This is a genomic window from Dactylosporangium siamense (genome assembly GCF_016862795.1).
Lineage (GTDB): Bacteria > Actinomycetota > Actinomycetes > Mycobacteriales > Micromonosporaceae > Dactylosporangium > Dactylosporangium siamense.
In genome coordinates this window covers 63,930-81,032 of the sequence record NZ_BONQ01000071.1, presented here as the reverse complement: position 1 = coordinate 81,032, position 17,103 = coordinate 63,930, and the positions used below count along the sequence as shown (strand labels likewise).

Below are 17,103 nucleotides of genomic sequence, written 5' to 3'. Positions count from 1 at the left end.
GTCAAGCGGTTGCGGCGGGGCGGTCGAGCCAGTCGGTCGGCACCGGCTGCAGCGTGCGACCCAGGGTTAACGCTCGGTAAGTCAGCTGCGCCGCCTCTTCGAGATAGAAGGCGCGTTTGTGTGCGAGCTCGACCGAGTCGGCGATCACGGAGCAGCCGTGATGGGAGAGGATCACGCAGTTGACGCCGCCGGCGCACGCGGCCGCGGCGAGTTCACCGACCCGGGCATCGCCGGGCGGGCTGAACGGCGTGGTCACGACCTGCCGCAGGTAGAAGGCATGGTCGGTGGTGACGAGCCGGACGGGCTCGCCGATGGCGTCGAGCAGGAGCACCGTCTGTGGGTGCAGGTGCACGATCGCGTTCGCGTCGGGCCGGACGCGGTAGGTCGCGAGGTGGAGCCCGATTTCAGAAGATGGCGCGGCCGTTGTGTCAAGCACCGCGCCATCGCTGATTCGGACCCGAACAAACGAGTCCCGGGAGAGTCCGTCGAGCCAGGTGCCGGCGGCTGTCACCCAGCACTCATCGGAGCCGGGTGCTCGGGCGGACAGGTTGCCGCCCGAGCCCACGACGAGCCCAGCCTGCACGACCGCCTGCCCCAGGAGGGCAAGCTGGTCGCGCAGATCGTCGGGCCGATGCAGCAAGGCCCTACCGAGGAGCCTTCTTGGTCGCCCGCTTGCGCGGCGGCGTCAGAAGGTCGGCGATGGTGCCGATGGCGGCGGGCACCAGGCGGTAGAACGCCCAGACACCCCGCTTCTCGCGCTCCAGCAGCCCAGCCTCGGTCAGGATTCGCAGGTGGTGGCTCACCGTGGGCTGCGAGAGCCCGAGCGGGGCCGTCAGGTCACACACACACGCCTCGCCGTCCGGCGCCGACTGGATCAGGCTCAGGAGCCGGAGTCGGGCAGGGTCGGCAAGTGCCTTCAGGACGCCGGCAAGACGCTCGGCATCGGCGCGGTCAATCGGCTCGCCAGCAAGCGGCGAGATCTGGGGCAGGGTCATCTCAGCCAGCGCAGTTCCCACGTATTCCATCCTTCCACCAACACCATCGACCCGCCTGCATATACGCAGGTCCGAATCGACAATTTTTCAGCCCTATTGGCCGAGGTCGGCCAACGAAAATGCTGAGCGATAGCTCAGCCCCGCGGCGCGGACCGCCTTTTCCGCCCCACGGTCGACGATAACCGCGACACCGACAACTTCAGCGCCGGCCTCGCGCAACGCCTCTACGGCAGTCAGAACGCTTCCTCCTGTCGTGGAGGTGTCTTCGACCGCCAACACCCGCCGGCCTTTGACGTCGGGTCCTTCGACCCGTCGCTGCAGACCGTGAGCCTTGTCACTCTTCCGCACGACGAACGCGTCGAGCTTGCGACCCGTCCCCCGTGCGGCGGCAGCGTGCAACATCGCGGTGGCCACCGGATCGGCGCCGAGGGTCAGCCCTCCCACAGCGTCGAAATCCCAGTCGGCGACCAGATCGAGCAGCACCCGGCCGACGAGCGGTGCACCAGCATGGTGCAACGTCAAGCGACGTAGGTCCACGTACCAGTCGGCTAGTTGTCCGGACGACAGCGTGACTTGCCCTCGGACCACAGCCAGGTCGAGCACGAGTTTCAGCAGGTCGTCACGGTCGGTCATGACCGAAGCGTACGCGCTAAATCTCCCGAGCGAATCGATGACCCGCACTCTTGCAGAAATATAGGTCCGTCAAGGGGACGAGGAGGAATACGAAGGTGATCGCAGCGATCACCACGAGTGACGCGAGGGGTGACGGTGACATGGGTCAACGAAGCACACATGAGGGAGATTCGCGTTGGTTTCGCCGAATCTGTACCCCTCGGCCGACCTGTCACATAGGCCCTGACCTGCGCAAATGCCTGGATGCAGGGTCGGCTGCGCAAGGACTCAGCCCTTCGCCGTCGATTTCCAACCGTTCGGCGACCCCGTGACCTCAATCATGTTCGATGCTCGTCCTACTCAATGATCACCGCGGCCGATGCGGGTCCTGGTGTTCCTGGCGACCCGCCGCACCAGCGCCTGCGGCGCGTGCCGCACCCCGAAGACCACCATCTTGTACTTCCAGTCGGGCACGCTGACCAGCTTGCCCTTCTTCAGATCGCGCAGGCCGTCGCGCACCACGCGGCCGGCGTCCAGCCACAGCCACGACGGGGTCTTGGACGCGTCGATGCCGGCCCGCTCGTGAAACTCGGTGCGCGTGAACCCGGGGCACAGCGCCATCACGCGGACCCCGGTCGAGCGGACCAGCAGCCCGGTCGACTCGCTGAAGTTGGTCACCCAGGCCTTGGTGGCCGGATACGTGGAGCCGGGCATCATGGCGGCGAACCCGGTCACGGACGACACGTTGATGATGCCTCCCCTGCCGCGGGCAGACATGGCGGGCAGGGCCGCGAGCGTGAGCCGCATGACCGCGTTGACGTTGAGTCGCAGCAGGAGCTCCTCCCGCTCCACGGTGGAGCGGGGGAACGGCGTGTTGAGGCTCATCCCGGCGTTGTTGACCAGCAGGTCCACGGCGGTGGCCAGCCGGGCCGCGACCAGGTCGCAGCCCTCCGGCGTCGACAGGTCCGCGGGCAGCACCTCGGCGCCGCCCAGCTCGGCCGCCATCGCCTCGAGGCGGGCCTGGTCGCGGGCCACCAGCACCAGGTCGTAGCCCTGGGCGGAGAGCTCGCGGGCGAACGCGGCCCCGATGCCCGCGGTAGCGCCGGTGACGAGTGCGACTGGCTGGTCGGTCATGCCCGGCACCATACGCGGCAGGGCCCCGGTTGCCCGGGGCCCTGCGTCGTTCAGTGCAACTGGTTCACATCGTTGGCGGCTGGTTCGGGCCGCCCGCCGGCGGCCAGTTCGGGTCGCCGCCCGCGCCCGGCGCCGGCGGCTCCCACTGCGCCTCGACCTTGCGGAAGTACGGGTGCGACGGCGGCAGCGCCAGCGCCACGATCGCGCCCAGGATCGCCAGGATCAGCAGCACGCCCAGGATCGTGGTGACCGGCTGATACCAGCCCGGCACCTCGGAGTAGAGCAGCTCGTTGTACTGATCCCAGGTCGGAAGCTTCGGGTCGTCCTTGCGGAGCGTCTCCCACGAGCTCTTGACCAGGACGCTGGAGCCGAACGCGGCGACGGTGCAGCACGCCGCGATGCCACCGAGGACCCAGGTGAGGATCCGGGCGACCTGCTTGCCCTTGCCGACGTAGACCGCCAGCAGGCCCAGCAGCACGATGATGAGCACGCCGACGATGACCGTGATGGTGCCGGTCGCGCCCTGGCCCAGACCTGCGCCCTCTTGCGAGGTGCCGGCGACGGCCTTCTTCGCGCCGTCGGTGAGGGCCCCGGCGTAGGCCAGTGAAATGATGATGTTGATAAGTTCGATGCCGGCCGCGGCGTAGAGCAGGTAGACGGCCAGGTTGACGGTGGACGGTCGGGCGCGCGGCCCAGACGCTGGGTCGGCGAATGCCATCGGATCTCCTCCCAGGAAACCTTGAGGATCAACCGTATCGATGTGGCGCCGTTCCCGCAGCTACAGTCCTCAGGTGTTGAGACGATCTTGCGCATATCGGGTGAGCGTGGTGGTGCCCATCATGCAGCCGCTGAACGTCGTGACCTCGGCATCCTGCCGGGCGAGGCGCTGCCAGGCGGCCCGGCCCGCCTCGGCGTCGACGTGGGTGAGCAGCTCGGCCGCATAGAGCCGGCCGGCGGGTTTGGCGCGGTCGAGGAGCGCCTCCAGCTTGGGCCTCAGCTCGGCGCCGTGCTGGCGCAGACCCTCCTCGACCGCGAAATAGGCCTTGGTGGCCGGCAGGAGCGTGCCGGCGATGCCGACCCCGCCGAACGCCAGCGTGTCGGCGTCGGCGAGTTGGCGCAGTTCCTCATCGAACGCACCGTTCTTCTTCCACAGCATCGCCCTCGTCCTTATCCGGCGCTGACCGTGAGCGCCTTCTTCTCGTCCGCCAGGTCCACGACGACGCGGTCGCCGTCGCGGATCGTGCCGGCCAGCAACGCCTTGGCGAGCTGGTCGCCGATGGAGGTCTGCACCAGGCGCCGCAGGGGGCGGGCGCCATACACCGAGTCATACCCAAGACTGGCGAGCCAGTCACGTGCCGGATCGGTGACCTCCAATACCAGCCGCCGGTCCGCCAGGCGACGGGCCAGGGCATGCAGCTGGATGTCGACGATCGCCCGCAGGTCGGCGGGCGACAGCGCGTCGAACACGACCATGTCGTCGAGCCGGTTGACGAACTCCGGCTTGAAGTGCTGCCGCACCGAGGCGACCACGGCGTCGCGCCGCTGCTCGCTGGTCAGCGTCGGATCGTCGGCGAGCACCTCGGAGCCCAGGTTGGAGGTCAGGATGAGGATGGCGTTGCGGAAGTCGACCGTGCGGCCCTGCCCGTCGGTGAGCCGGCCGTCGTCGAGCACCGCGAGCAGCACGTCGAACACGTCGGGGTGGGCCTTCTCGACCTCGTCGAGCAGCACCACCGAATAGGGGCGGCGGCGGACCGCCTCGGTGAGCTGGCCGCCCTCTTCGTAGCCCACGTATCCGGGCGGCGCGCCGACGAGCCGGGCGACCGTGTGCTTCTCGCCATACTCACTCATGTCGATGCGTACCATAGCGCGCTCGTCGTCGAAGAGGAACTCCGCGAGGGCCTTGGCCAGCTCGGTCTTGCCGACACCGGTCGGGCCGAGGAACAGGAAGCTGCCCGTCGGGCGGTCGGGGTCGGCGATCCCGGCGCGGGCGCGGCGCACCGCGTCGGAGACGGCCTGCACCGCGGCCTCCTGCCCGACGACCCGGCTGCGCAGCGACTCCTCCATCCGCAGCAGCTTCGCCGTCTCGCCCTCCATCAGGCGGCCGGCGGGGATCCCGGTCCAGGAGGCGACCACCGCGGCGATGTCGTCGGCGGAGACCTCCTCCTTCAGCATCGACCCGGCGGACTGCAGCTCCTCCAGCTCCACCTCGGCCGTGCGCTGCTCCTGCTCCAGGTCGCGAATCCGCCCGTAGCGCAGCTCGGAGGCCTTGGCCAGGTCGAGGTCGCGCTCGGCCCGGTCGGCCTCGCCGCGCAGCTGCTCCAGCTGCTCCTTGATCGTGGAGACCGCGGAGATGTGCTGCTTCTCGTTCTGCCAGCGCTCGGTCAGCGCGGTCAGGTGCTCGCGGCGGTCGGCCAGCTCGGCCCGCAACCGCTGCAGCCGCTCAGCGGAGGCGGCGTCGGGCTCCTTCGCCAGCGCCATCTCCTCGATCTCCAGCCGGCGCACGATCCGCTCGACCTCGTCCACCTCGACCGGCCGTGAGTCGATCTCCATCCGCAGCCGGGACGCCGACTCGTCGACCAGGTCGATCGCCTTGTCCGGCAGGAAGCGGTCGGCGATGTACCGGTCGGACAGCGTCGCCGCCGCGACCAGGGCCGCGTCGGTGATCCGCACGCCGTGGTGCACCTCGTAGCGCTCCTTGAGCCCGCGCAGGATGCCGATCGTGTCCTCGATCGACGGCTCACCGACCACGACCGGCTGGAACCGGCGCTCCAGCGCCGGGTCCTTCTCGATGTGCTCGCGATACTCGTCCAGCGTGGTCGCGCCGACCATCCGCAGCTCGCCGCGGGCCAGCATCGGCTTGAGCATGTTGCCGGCGTCCATCGAGCCTTCGCCCTTGCCGGCGCCGACGATGGTGTGCAGCTCGTCGAGGAAGGTGATGACCTGGCCGTCGGAGCTCTTGATCTCCTCCAGGACGGACTTCAGGCGCTCCTCGAACTGGCCGCGATACTGCGCGCCCGCGACCATCGCCGCCAGGTCCAGGCTGACCAGGCGCTTGTCGCGCAGCGACTCGGGCACGTCGCCGGCCACGATCCGCTGGGCGAGGCCCTCGACGATCGCGGTCTTGCCGACCCCGGGCTCACCGATGAGCACCGGGTTGTTCTTGGTGCGGCGCGACAGCACCTGGATCACCCGGCGGATCTCGGAGTCCCGGCCGATGACCGGGTCGATCTTGCCGTCGCGGGCGGCCTGGGTGAGGTCGACGCCGTACTTCTCCAGGGCCTGGAAGGTCTGCTCGGGATCGGCCGTCGTGACCCGCCGGTCTCCGCCTCGGACCTGCGGGAACGCGGCGACGAGGGTCTGCTCGGTGGCCCCGGAGTCCTTGAGCCGGGTGGCGACCGCGCCGCCGACCCGGGCCAGGCCGGCCAGCAGGTGCTCGGTCGAGGTGTATTCGTCGCCGAGCGGGCGGGCGATCTGCTCCGCGGCCGCGATCGCGTTGGCGAACTCGCGCGCCACGTTGGGCTCCACGACGCTGGATCCCTTGGCGCTGGGCAGCCGGTCGACGGCGTGCAGCGCGGCGCGGCGGATCTCGGCGGGGTTGGCACCCACGGCGCGCAGCAGGCCCGCGGCGGTCGATCCGCCCGTGTCCAGCAGCGACAGCAGCAGGTGCCATGGTTCGACGGTTGCGTGTCCGCGCTGGCTCGCCGCGTCAACGGCGGCCTTGATGACCTCGCGACTCTTGGTGGTCAGGCGTTCGGCGTTCATCGGCTCCTCGTTCCGGTTCGTACCCGTGCAACAGATACGACAGTTCCGAGGTTGAGTCTATTCCACTCAAGTCTTATCGCGCAGTGACAGCGACCTTCGACCAGTCACAAATCTTGTCTTTCACCTCGCACAGCCACACCTCACCCGACTGCTGCGCCGGGTAGCCGAGGATCGCGGTGTCCGACAGCCGGCGGAGCCGGAAGACCAGCCGGCCGCCCTGGTCCCGGGTGCGCTTCTCGTTGTCGACGGTCCAGACGCCCTGGCCGCTGGCGACCAGCAGGATGCCGCCGGGCAGCACCTCAGCGCTGTACACCTCGGCGATCTCTCGCATCGCGTCCGCCTCGACCCAGGTGCCGGCGACGCTGCGGCGGGCCGCGTACTGGTTGCCCGCGAGCCACACGTCGGACCCGTCGGGAGCGACGACCACGTGCGGCTCCACACCACTCTGCTGCGGCAGCCGGGCCGCGCCCTCGGCCCGCCAGGTGCGACCGTGATCGGGGCTGCTCCAGACGCTGACCGTGATCATCGGGGCCACGGTGCTGGAGGTCTCGACGGCCTGCGCCGTCAGCCACAGCTTGCCGTCGGCCTGCGCGACCAGGCTGGTGAAGCGCTGGTTGCCGGCGGGATGGGCCGGCAGCGCGACCCGCTTGCCGTCGTCGGTGATCTCGATCGGCTGCCTGGCCGCACAGTCGACCGTGCCGTCGAGGCACCCGATGCTGAAGCGCGGCTCGGTGAGGTTGACCTCCGGCGGTGCCGGGATGAGCGGGTGCTGCTGGAAGGTGCGGCCGGTGTCGCGGGAGACATACCAGCCGCCGGGCACCGTGCGCAGCAGCAGCACGTCGCCCCGGCCCAACCGCATCTCGACCTCGGTGGCGTCGTCGAAGGGCACCTTGCGGGCCACCCACGACTGGCCTCCGTCGAGCGTGACCACCAGGCCCACCTGGCAGGCCAGGCCGTTGACGCACGTGCTGAACAGGGCATAGCCGGTGTCGGCGTCGGCGAACTCGACCCCGCGCGGCGAGGTGCCCTTCGGCACCTGGACCACCGACTGCCGGTTGTGCGGATCCTCCGAACCGGCCGGCGCCGGCGCCTCCTCCTGATAGGAGACGTCCGGTGCGGGATCCTCGACCGGATCCTTGTCGGGCATGCAGGACCCGGCGGTCAGCGTCATGGTGAGCACCGCGGCCAGCGCCGCGGCCAGGACTGCCCGCTTCACCAACGCCACCGCCAGAACTTCCGCTGGTAGCGCACCTTGACGTTGCTGCTCTTGACCGCGCCGCTGATGTGGAACGTGATGCCCTGGCCCGACGGCTCGACCCGGGACCGCACGTTGCTGGCGTGGGCGTCGACGCCGTCGAGGTCGGCGGTGGACCCGGCGGGCAGGATCAGCTCGACCGAGCTGGACTGCGCCTCGAGCACGATGTCCACCACGTTGGTCCCGAAGATCGCCTCGGTGAAGTCGAGCTTCACCGAACCGACCTGGGTCGAGATCGACAGCCGCCGGGGAACCGTCCAGCGCCCGTGCCGCTTCAGCGACGACGTGCGGTTGCGGATCTCTTTGAAGTCGGGCGCCTTGTACTGCTGCACGGGCAGGTCGCTCACATACGGCTCGATCTCGCCGAACGTGCGGGAGCGCAGCACGCCGTCGACGCGCTCCTCGAACTCCGCGAGGGTGAGGCGGCCCTCCGACACGGCCGTGTTCAGCTGGGCCACCACCTGCTCGCGCTCCGCGTCGGAGATGCGCATGCCGCGATGGTCCGTGCTCACGACGACACTGTAGACCCAGCCGGAACCCATTGATATAGCCCATATCGCGGGCGACTAATCACCATAAAGGCGTTCGTATGGCAGTATCCGGAGAGTAACCGGTCCCTTCGGCTCTTCCGCTGTTGCCAGGTGGCGGGCTAAGTTGGCGCCGACTCCAGGACCTCTGGCGATCACATACCCGCTGGCCACGGGAGCTGACGGTGAGCGTGCAACAAGCGGGATTCCGAGGCTTTGCCAACCCGGTCGACCCTACTCCAGCAGAGCTGCGTGCGTGGGCCTACCACCCTGACGCGTCAGTGCTGCAGACCATGCCGCCGGACTGGGACCTCCTGGTCGCCGGCGACCGGCTGATCGGCACGCTGTTCGACCTGGCGATGGACCCGGCCTGTCCGGCCCGCCGGTTCGCGCTGCACTGCCTGTACATCTACGCCGCCGACGGGATCCGCACGCACTTCCGTGCCCACCCCAAGCGGCGCCTCCGCAAGTTCGTCGAACAGGCGGAGGAGCAGGGCGACGACCAGCTGACGACCTGGGCGCACAACGCCAGGATGCTGCTGGCCCGGCCCGAACTGTTCGAGTATCACGACTGGTGTGAAGGCGGTCTGGTCCGCGCACCGCGCCGGATCAGCTGAAAGGGCGCCGTCAGCGACGGCGCCCTTTCATTGACCACACCCTGCGAACATCCGGTCAGCCCTCCGGATGACCACACCATTCCCTGCCCAGCTGATGCCCGGCCGCGGGGAACGGCAAACACACTATTTCTGGCTGGGCCGCCAGACCACCAGCGCGGTCTGGTGCTGGTGCGTCGGCACCAGGTCCCGGCGGGGAAAGCCGGTCGCCTCCAGGTGCGCCAGCCGGGTCCGGGTGCGGATCAGCTCGTCCTCCAGGTCGGCGACCCGCTGGCGCAGGTCGCTGACGAACCCTTCGAGCTCGATGATCCGCTTGATGCCGGCGAGGTTGACGCCCTCTTCCTGACTGAGCCGCTGCACCTCCCGCAGGAGCGCCACGTCGCGCTCGCTGTAGCGGCGGCCGCCGCCGGAAGTGCGGCCGGGCTGCACCAGCCCCATGCGGTCATACTGCCGCAGGGTCTGCGGGTGCATCCCGGCCAGCCGGGCAGCGATCGAGATGATCAGCACCTTGGCGTCGGAGACCGCCTCGAAGCGGATGAAGACCTCGTGCTCCTCATCATCGTTCATAGCTGCTGCGCTCCCGTGCGATCGCCTCGAGCCGCTCCCTCGGAGCCGGCGGCGCCGCGGCCGCGTAGTCGGACAGTGCCTGCCGGGCGGCGTCGGAGAGCTCCGCCGGCACATGGACGTCGATCGTGACGAGCAGGTCGCCGACCTTCCCGTCGCGCCGGGCGACCCCCTTGCCGCGCACCCGCAGCGTCCGCCCGCTCGGGGTGCCCGGGGGCACCCGCAGCGTGACGGCCGCGTCGAGGGTCGGCACCCGCAGGTCGGCGCCGAGCGCCGCCTCCGCGAAGGTCACCGGCACCGTCAGGGTCAGATCGTCGCCGGTCCGGCCGAAGACCGAGTCGGGACGCACCCTGATCAACACGAACAGATCGCCGGCCGCACCGCCACGCGTGCCCGGCTCACCGCGACCGGTCAACCGGATCCGCTGACCCTCGGCGACCCCCGGGGGGATGCGCACGTTGATCGTGCGGGTCTTGGTCACGCCGCCGCTGCCCACGCACTCCGGGCACTTCTCGTCGACGATCGTGCCCACGCCCTGGCACTCGCGGCACGGCTCGGTGAAGCTGAACGAGCCCTGGTTGCTGCTGACGACACCCTGACCCCGGCAGTTTGGGCAGGTCCGCGGCGTGGAGCCGGGAGCCGCGCCGTTGCCGTGGCAGGTCTCGCAGGTGCCGGGCGTGCGCAGCGTGATCGGCAGCGTGGCGCCCTGCACCGCGTCGGCGAAGTTGAGGACGACCTCGGTCTCGACGTCGCGGCCGCGGCCACGGCGTCCGGGCGGCGCACCCGTGGGTCCGCCGGCTCCACCGCCACCGGAAAAGATCGAGCTGAACAGGTCCGAGAAGCCCGCGCCGCCGAAGCGGCGGTCACCACCGACACCGGCGCCCTGCCCGGCCGCTCCGCCCTGCGCGCCGTTGGCGAACAGGTCGGAGAAGTCGAAGCCGGGACCGCCCGGGCCGTGGTTGCCGGCCCGTGCGTTGCGCCGGAACGCGCCCGCGCCGAAGAGCGACCGCATCTCGTCGTATTCCTTGCGCCGGCCCGTGTCGGAGAGCACGTCATACGCCTCCGACACCGCCTTGAACTGCTCCTCGGCCGCCGCGTTGTTGGGGTTGCGGTCGGGGTGCAGCTCGCGCGCGAGCTTGCGGTAGGCCTTCTTGATCTCGTCGGTGGAAGCGGATTTGGTGACGCCCAGAACCGCGTAGAAGTCCTTTTCCAACCAGTCCTTCGAACTCATTGCGCCACCTCCTCCAGGCGTCTCTTACTCCGGGTCGGCAACGGCGACCAGGGCCGGTCGCAGCAGCCGCTCGCCGAGGAGGTAGCCGCGCCGCATCACGTCGATGCAGGTCGGCTCGGTCACCTCGGCCGAGGTCAGGTGGGCCACCGCCTCATGGCGGGTCGGGTCGAACGGGTCACCCTTCGACCCGAACACGGTCAGCCCGAACTTCGTCAGCGCCGCGGTCAACTGCTCCGCCACCGCGCCGAACGGGCCGACCAGGTCGCCGTGATCCCGGGCCCGGTCCAGGTCGTCGAGCACGGGCAGCAGGGCGCCGAGCACGTTGCCCGAGGCCTGCTCGACCACCAGCGCCCGGTCACGGTCGACCCGCTTGCGGTAGTTGGCGTATTCGGCGGTGACCCGCTGCAGGTCCCGGGTGCGCTCGTCCAGGTCGGTGCGCAGCGCGGCCAGCTCGGCGCCGAGGCCGTGCTGGTGCGCGTCGTCGGTGGTGCCCTGAGCGGCGGCCTCGCCCGGTGCCCCGGACGGAGGTGCGTGGACCGTGAACGCCTCGTCCACGATCTCGCCCTCGACCGGCGTCTCGTCGGTTTCCTCCGCCGACGACCCTGCCGCCGACCCAGTCGCCTCGTCCTTTTCGGCTACGGTCTCGGTCTCCTCGACCTCCACGCCGGCCTCCTCCGCGGTGTGTCCGGCGTCAGGTGCCCCCTCGGGCGAGCCTTCCGGCTTGCCGTTGGCCGACACCTTCCGCTTGTCCTTGATCACAACGCGCTCCGCCGGCCCTTCCGGGCCGGCGGCGCGGGCTTCGTCGGTCACTTCTTGTTGTCCTCGTCGATGATCTCGGCGTCGACGACGTCATCCGGGCCGTTGCCCTGGGCGCCGGCCTGCGTGCCGGCCGAGTCGCCGCCACCGAACCCGGCACCAGGGGTCTCGCCGCCGGCGCTCTGCTGACGCTGCTGCTCATAGAGCGCGCTGCCGGCCGCCTGCGAGACCTGGGCCAGCTTCTCGTGCGCCGACTTGATCCGCTCGGTGTCGTTGCCGCCGAGCGCGCTGCGCAGGTCGCCCAGTGCCTCGTTCATCTGGTCCTTGGCGTCGGCCGGGATCTTGTCGCCGCTCTCGGCGAGGAACTTCTCGGTCTGCCACTGCAGGGCCTCGGCCAGGTTGCGGGTCTCGGCCTCCTCGCGGCGACGCTTGTCGTCGTCGGCGTGGTCCTGCGCGTCGCGCATCATCCGCTCGATGTCGTCCTTCGGCAGCGCCGAGCCGCCGGTGATCGTCATCGACTGCTCCTTGCCCGTGCCGAGGTCCTTGGCGGACACGTGCACGATGCCGTTGGCGTCGATGTCGAAGGTGACCTCGATCTGCGGCACGCCACGCGGCGCCGGCGGCAGGCCGGTCAGCTCGAAGGTGCCGAGGCGCTTGTTGTAGGCCGCCATCTCCCGCTCACCCTGGAAGACCTGGATGAGCACCGACGGCTGGTTGTCGTCGGCGGTGGTGTAGACCTCGGAGCGCTTGGTCGGGATGGTCGTGTTGCGCTCGACCAGCTTGTGCATGATGCCGCCCTTGGTCTCGATGCCCAGCGACAGCGGGGTGACATCGAGCAGCAGGACGTCCTTGACCTCACCCTTGAGGACACCGGCCTGCAGGGCGGCGCCGACGGCGACGACCTCGTCCGGGTTGACGCCCTTGTTGGGGTCCCGGCCGGTGAGCTGCTTGACCAGCTCGGTCACGGCGGGCATACGGGTCGAGCCACCGACCAGGATCACGTGGTCCAGCGTCGAGACGCTGAGGCCGGCGTCCTTGATCGCGCTCTCGAACGGGCCCTTGGTGCGGTCGAGCAGGTCCTGCGTCATCCGCTGGAACTCGGCGCGCGACAGCTGGGTGTCCAGGTGCAGCGGGCCGTCGGGGCCGGCGGTGATGTAGGGCAGGTTGATCGAGGTGGTGGTCGCCGCCGACAGCTCGATCTTGGCCTTCTCGGAGGCCTCACGCAGCCGCTGCATCGCCATCTTGTCGGCGGACAGGTCGATGCCGTGCTGGCCGCGGAAGGTCTTGACCAGGTGGTCGATGACCCGCTCGTCCCAGTCGTCGCCACCGAGGTGGTTGTCACCGGAGGTCGACTTGACCTCGACGACACCCTCGGCGAGCTCCAGGACCGACACGTCGAACGTGCCGCCGCCGAGGTCGAAGACCAGGACGGTCTGCTCCTTCGGGCCCTTGTCCAGGCCATAGGCCAGAGCGGCCGCGGTGGGCTCGTTGACGATCCGCAGCACGTTGAAGCCGGCGATCTCGCCGGCCTCCTTCGTGGCGGTGCGCTGCGAGTCGTTGAAATATGCCGGCACGGTGATGACCGCGTCGGTGATCTGCTCGCCGAGGTAGGCCTCGGCGTCGCGCTTGAGCTTCATGAGCACCCGCGCGGAGATCTCCTGCGGGGTGTACTTCTTGCTGTCGATGTCGATGGCCCAGTTGGTGCCCATCTCACGCTTGACGGAGCGGATGGTCCGGTCCGGGTTGGTGACGGCCTGCCGCTTGGCGACCTCACCGACCAACACCTCGCCGTTTCGCGCGAACGCGACGAGGGACGGCGTCGTGCGCGCACCTTCGGCGTTGGCGATGACGCTGGGCTCGCCGCCCTCAAGGACACTGACCACCGAGTTGGTGGTTCCGAGGTCGATGCCGACCGCACGTGCCATAGCTGCTTGACCTCCAGGATGCAGTCGGTGCGAACGCCCCGGCTGCGAAGTTGAGTGACTGTCACTCAATAGTGCCACGCAACGCTCGATCGTCAAGTCGAACCTTGAGTGAGTCCGGCGCAACTTGTCACACCCACCGGTCCGCTGTGGGAGGTCCTGGGTGAGATTGCGCTGGGTGACATCGATGCTTACGGGCATTGCATGGCGCTGGACAGCGACATCGTGCACGCTTTACCCGTGACCACACAGGGCGAGTCGGTGTCCGCCCGGTCGACGGCCGCCAGCCCTTCGGCGGATGACCCGTCCACCGGTCGGCCTCCACGCGCCCGGGAGCCGGAACGGTCCCCCGTCGCCGACCTCGTCCAGGCCCTCGTCGATCTCCGCGACCTCGGCAAGGCGACCCGTTATGCCCTGCCGCTGCCCAGCGCCGAGCGGGCCACCGAGGTCGCCGCGGCCATGGTCGGCCAGCTCGACGACTATCTGCTGCCCAGGCTCGACCGGCTCGACGCGCCACTGCTGGTCGTCGTCGGCGGCTCGACCGGCGCGGGCAAGTCGACGCTGGTCAACAGCCTGATCCGCACGCCGGTCAGCCCGGCGGGCGTGCTGCGGCCAACCACACGCGCTCCCGTCCTGGTCTGCCATCCCACCGACATGTCCTGGTTCTCCAAGGCCAACGTGCTGCCCTCGCTGACCCGCACCAGTGGCGCCAGCAGCGATGCCCGGACCCTGCAGGTGGTGTCCGCCCCGGCGCTCAGCGCCGGGCTCGCCCTGCTCGACGCGCCCGACATCGACTCCGTCGTGGACGCCAACCGGCAGCTCGCCTCGCAGCTGCTCGCCGCCGCCGACCTGTGGCTCTTCGTCACGACCGCCGCCCGCTACGCCGACGCCGTCCCCTGGGGGATGCTGCGCACCGCCCGCAACCGGGGCACCGCCATCGCGTTGGTGCTCGACCGGGTGCCCGGCGGGGGCGCGGCCGACGAGATCGGCCCGCACCTGACGTCGATGCTGCAGGAGCAGGACCTCGGCGGGGTGCCGCTGTTCATCCTCCCCGAGGCCCGCCTCGACAGTCAGGGCCTGCTCAGCGAGGCGCAGGTCGCGCCGCTGCGGGACTGGTTCGGCAAGCTGGCCCGCTCCGCGGAGGCCCGCGCCGCCGTGGTCCGCCAGACCGTCGGCGGCGCCGTCGACGCACTCACCATGGACGTGGGCGTGCTGGCCTCGGCCGCCGAGGACCAGGTCACCGCCGGCAAGGCGCTCGACGACGCGGTCCGCGGGTCGTATCGGGCCGCCACCTCGTCGGTGGAGCAGGGCATCCACGACGGCGCGCTGCTGCGGGGCGAGGTGCTCGCCCGGTGGCAGGAGCTGGTCGGCACCGGCGACATCATGCGCGCGCTGCAGGCCCGCGTCGGGCGGGCCCGCGACCGGATCATCGCGGCGCTGACCGGCCGCCCGGCGCCCGGCGAGCGGTTCCAGGAGGCGATCGGCTCCGGGCTGGCGATCCTGCTCAAGGGCGCCGCGACCGACGCCGCCGAGCGGGCCGGCGTCGCCTGGAAGGCCCATCCGGCGGGGGCCGCGCTGCTGGACGCCGCGCCCAACCTGACCCGGCCCTCCGACGACCTGGACGATCGGATCGCCCGGCTCACCCGCGACTGGCAGCGCTCGGTCCTCGACCTGGTGCGCACCGAGGCCGGCGACAAGCGGGTGCTCGCCCGGGCCAGCGCCTATGCGGTCAACGCGACCGGCCTGCTGGTGATGGTCTCGGTCTTCGCCGCCACCGCGTTCATCCCGACCGGCCTGGAGATCGTGGTCGCCGGCGGCACCACCGTCACCGCGCAGAAGGTGCTCGAGGCGATCTTCGGCGACCAGGCGGTCCGGTCCCTCGCCGAGCGGGCCAGGCAGGATCTGCTGGAGCGGGTCGGCGCCCTGTTCGACGAGGAAGCCGGCCGCTACCGCAGCGCGCTGGCCGGCGCCGGGATCGACGACGACTTCGCCGGTCGCCTGCGCGCCGCCAGCACCGCAGTGCAACTCGCCCGCGCCGATGTCCGGCTGGAGTCCAAAAAGTGAGCCTGGTGGACAAGATCAAGCAGGCGATCCCGCGGCAGGGCGGCGCGGTGGACGCCGACCGCCTCGCCGACCGGGTCGACGGGCTGCGCCGCTTCGTGCAGGCGACCGAGGACCATGTGCCGGACGCCCAGCTGGTCACCGCCCGCACGGTGATCGACCGGGCCGGGGAGCGGCTCGCCCTGTCGCGGGCGCACACCGTCGTCGCGCTGGCCGGTGCCACCGGCAGCGGCAAGTCCAGCCTGTTCAACGCGTTGTGCCGGTTCCAGCTGTCCCGGGTCGGGGTGCGCCGCCCGACGACCGGCGTCGCGCACGCCTGCGTCTGGGGCCCGCAGGGCGCCGGTCCGCTGCTCGACTGGCTCGGCGTGCCGCCCAACCGGCGCTTCACCCGGGAGAGCGCGCTCGACGGCAACGACGAGGCCGGCCTGCGCGGGCTGGTCCTGCTCGACCTGCCCGACTTCGACTCGATCGAGGCCCGCCACCGGCTCGAGGTCGACCGGCTGCTGCGCCTCGTCGACCTGGTGGTGTGGGTCCTCGATCCGCAGAAGTACGCCGACCGCGTCGTGCACCAGCAATACCTCACGCAGTTCCAGCGGCACCGGGACGTGACCGTCGTGGTGCTCAACCAGGCCGACCGGCTCAACCGGACCGACAGCGAGCGGCTCGTCGCCGACCTGCGCCGGCTGCTGGAGGCCGACGGGCTGGGCGGGGTCCCGGCGTTTCCGACCTCCGCGAAGGGCCAGCCGGGCCTCGACCTGCTGCGTGCCACGCTGGAGCGCACCGTCGAGCGGCGCCAGGCGGCGCTGCAGCGGCTGGCCGGCGACGTGAGCGGCGCGGTCGGCGACCTCGAGCCGCTGGTGGCCGCCGAGGTCCGCGGCGAGAAGATCCAGCCGGCCGCCGTCCATCGGCTCGCCGACTCGCTCGCGGTCGCGGCCGGGGTGCCGATCGTCGTCACCGCGACCGAGCGGACCTACCGGCACCGCGCGACCGGCGTCCTCGGCTGGCCCGTCGCCCGCTGGGCCCGCAAACTCCGGCCGGATCCGTTGCGCCGGCTGCACCTTGATCAGCCTGCCGGCGGTACACCTGCCGCATCGTCGTTGCCGGAGTCGACGGCTGCCCAGAAAGCCGCGGTCGCCCTGGCCTCGCGTGAGGTCGCCGAGCAGGCCGGTGCGGGGCTGCCGGAGCCGTGGCCCGCAGCGGTCACCGCGGCGTCCCGGGCCCGCCTGGACGACGTGCCCGACGCGCTCGACGTCGCGGTCGCGTCGGCCGACCTCGGCATGGACCGCAAACCGTTCTGGTGGCGGCTGGTCGGCGGCCTGCAGTGGCTCGCCGCCGCCGCCGCCCTGGCCGGGCTGCTGTGGCTGGGGGTGCGGGCGGTGTTCGCGTTCCTGGGCCTGCCGGGCGTCGACACCCCGCAGGTCGGACGGCTGCCGCTGCCGACCACGCTGCTCGCCGGCGGGCTGCTGTTCGGCCTGCTGCTGTCGATCGTCGTCCGCCCGATCGTCGGGCTGGCCGCCCGCCGGGCCAGGGCACGCGCCGAGCGCCGGCTGCGGGCCGCGATCGCTGAGGTGGCGGACGTCCACATCGTCGCGCCCATGCGAGGGGTGCTGCGCTCGTACGATGACGCGCGTGACGCGCTGCGAACCGCCGCCCGCTGAGTGGGCGCGCTG

16 protein-coding genes are annotated in these 17,103 nt (G+C 70.7%); 3 read left to right on the top strand and 13 right to left on the bottom strand.

The window, feature by feature from the left end; all coding sequences use genetic code 11:
* Window position 1: 1 nt before the first annotated feature.
* The 9 genes from Dsi01nite_RS22770 to Dsi01nite_RS22730 form a co-directional block, all read right to left on the bottom strand.
* The gene (locus Dsi01nite_RS22770; protein ID WP_203848244.1) at window positions 2-640 is read right to left on the bottom strand and encodes a class II aldolase/adducin family protein; all 639 of its coding nucleotides are present in this window, start codon (window positions 638-640) and stop codon (window positions 2-4) included.
* A gap of 4 nt (window positions 641-644) precedes the next feature.
* Window positions 645-1,025 carry an ArsR/SmtB family transcription factor gene (locus Dsi01nite_RS22765; protein ID WP_203848243.1) on the bottom strand — a complete coding sequence of 127 codons (381 nt, stop codon included), beginning with the start codon at window positions 1,023-1,025 and terminating at the stop codon, window positions 645-647.
* Between the two features lie 63 nt (window positions 1,026-1,088).
* Window positions 1,089-1,628: an orotate phosphoribosyltransferase gene (gene pyrE, locus Dsi01nite_RS22760; protein ID WP_203848242.1), complete on the bottom strand. Its 540-nt coding sequence runs from the start codon at window positions 1,626-1,628 to the stop codon at window positions 1,089-1,091.
* A gap of 339 nt (window positions 1,629-1,967) precedes the next feature.
* Window positions 1,968-2,741 carry an SDR family NAD(P)-dependent oxidoreductase gene (locus Dsi01nite_RS22755; RefSeq protein WP_239136100.1) on the bottom strand — a complete coding sequence of 258 codons (774 nt, stop codon included), beginning with the start codon at window positions 2,739-2,741 and terminating at the stop codon, window positions 1,968-1,970.
* 64 nt (window positions 2,742-2,805) lie between these two features.
* On the bottom strand, window positions 2,806-3,459 hold the full coding sequence (locus Dsi01nite_RS22750) for a hypothetical protein (RefSeq protein ID WP_203848240.1): 654 nt from the start codon (window positions 3,457-3,459) through the stop codon (window positions 2,806-2,808).
* A gap of 69 nt (window positions 3,460-3,528) precedes the next feature.
* Window positions 3,529-3,897, bottom strand: a complete 369-nt coding sequence (locus Dsi01nite_RS22745; protein WP_203848239.1) for a hypothetical protein — start codon at window positions 3,895-3,897, stop codon at window positions 3,529-3,531.
* Between the two features lie 11 nt (window positions 3,898-3,908).
* Window positions 3,909-6,503 (bottom strand): ATP-dependent chaperone ClpB, encoded by a 2,595-nt coding sequence (gene clpB / locus Dsi01nite_RS22740; RefSeq protein ID WP_203848238.1) that lies wholly within the window; start codon window positions 6,501-6,503, stop codon window positions 3,909-3,911.
* 73 nt (window positions 6,504-6,576) lie between these two features.
* Window positions 6,577-7,719 carry a sialidase family protein gene (locus Dsi01nite_RS22735; protein WP_203848237.1) on the bottom strand — a complete coding sequence of 381 codons (1,143 nt, stop codon included), beginning with the start codon at window positions 7,717-7,719 and terminating at the stop codon, window positions 6,577-6,579.
* Window positions 7,716-8,270: a DUF1707 SHOCT-like domain-containing protein gene (locus Dsi01nite_RS22730; RefSeq protein ID WP_203848236.1), complete on the bottom strand. Its 555-nt coding sequence runs from the start codon at window positions 8,268-8,270 to the stop codon at window positions 7,716-7,718. The genes Dsi01nite_RS22735 and Dsi01nite_RS22730 overlap by 4 nt, the downstream gene beginning before the upstream one ends.
* 200 nt (window positions 8,271-8,470) lie before the next feature.
* On the opposite strand from Dsi01nite_RS22730, the gene Dsi01nite_RS22725 reads away from it, so the two are divergent.
* Window positions 8,471-8,902 carry a hypothetical protein gene (locus Dsi01nite_RS22725; RefSeq protein ID WP_203848235.1) on the top strand — a complete coding sequence of 144 codons (432 nt, stop codon included), beginning with the start codon at window positions 8,471-8,473 and terminating at the stop codon, window positions 8,900-8,902.
* Window positions 8,903-9,025: 123 nt separating this feature from the next.
* Here Dsi01nite_RS22725 and Dsi01nite_RS22720 read toward each other — a convergent pair whose 3' ends face one another.
* From Dsi01nite_RS22720 to dnaK, 4 genes are read right to left on the bottom strand one after another with little or no spacing between them, the layout of a single operon-like run.
* Entirely contained in the window at window positions 9,026-9,466 is a 441-nt protein-coding gene (locus tag Dsi01nite_RS22720; protein WP_203848234.1) for a heat shock protein transcriptional repressor HspR, read from the bottom strand.
* A complete protein-coding gene (gene dnaJ, locus Dsi01nite_RS22715; RefSeq protein ID WP_203848233.1) occupies window positions 9,456-10,694 on the bottom strand; it encodes a molecular chaperone DnaJ in 1,239 nt (412 codons plus the stop codon). The genes Dsi01nite_RS22720 and dnaJ overlap by 11 nt, the downstream gene beginning before the upstream one ends.
* A gap of 24 nt (window positions 10,695-10,718) precedes the next feature.
* A complete protein-coding gene (grpE, locus tag Dsi01nite_RS22710; RefSeq protein ID WP_203848232.1) occupies window positions 10,719-11,504 on the bottom strand; it encodes a nucleotide exchange factor GrpE in 786 nt (261 codons plus the stop codon).
* Window positions 11,501-13,375, bottom strand: coding sequence for a molecular chaperone DnaK (dnaK, locus tag Dsi01nite_RS22705; protein WP_203848231.1), 1,875 nt, complete (start codon window positions 13,373-13,375; stop codon window positions 11,501-11,503). The genes grpE and dnaK overlap by 4 nt, the downstream gene beginning before the upstream one ends.
* 237 nt (window positions 13,376-13,612) lie before the next feature.
* On the opposite strand from dnaK, the gene Dsi01nite_RS22700 reads away from it, so the two are divergent.
* Together Dsi01nite_RS22700 and Dsi01nite_RS22695 are read left to right on the top strand one after the other, a co-directional pair.
* Window positions 13,613-15,436 carry a GTPase family protein gene (locus Dsi01nite_RS22700; protein WP_239136099.1) on the top strand — a complete coding sequence of 608 codons (1,824 nt, stop codon included), beginning with the start codon at window positions 13,613-13,615 and terminating at the stop codon, window positions 15,434-15,436.
* A 5-nt stretch (window positions 15,437-15,441) separates the two neighbouring features.
* A complete protein-coding gene (locus Dsi01nite_RS22695) occupies window positions 15,442-17,091 on the top strand; it encodes a GTPase family protein (protein ID WP_239136098.1) in 1,650 nt (549 codons plus the stop codon).
* Window positions 17,092-17,103: the final 12 nt, after the last annotated feature.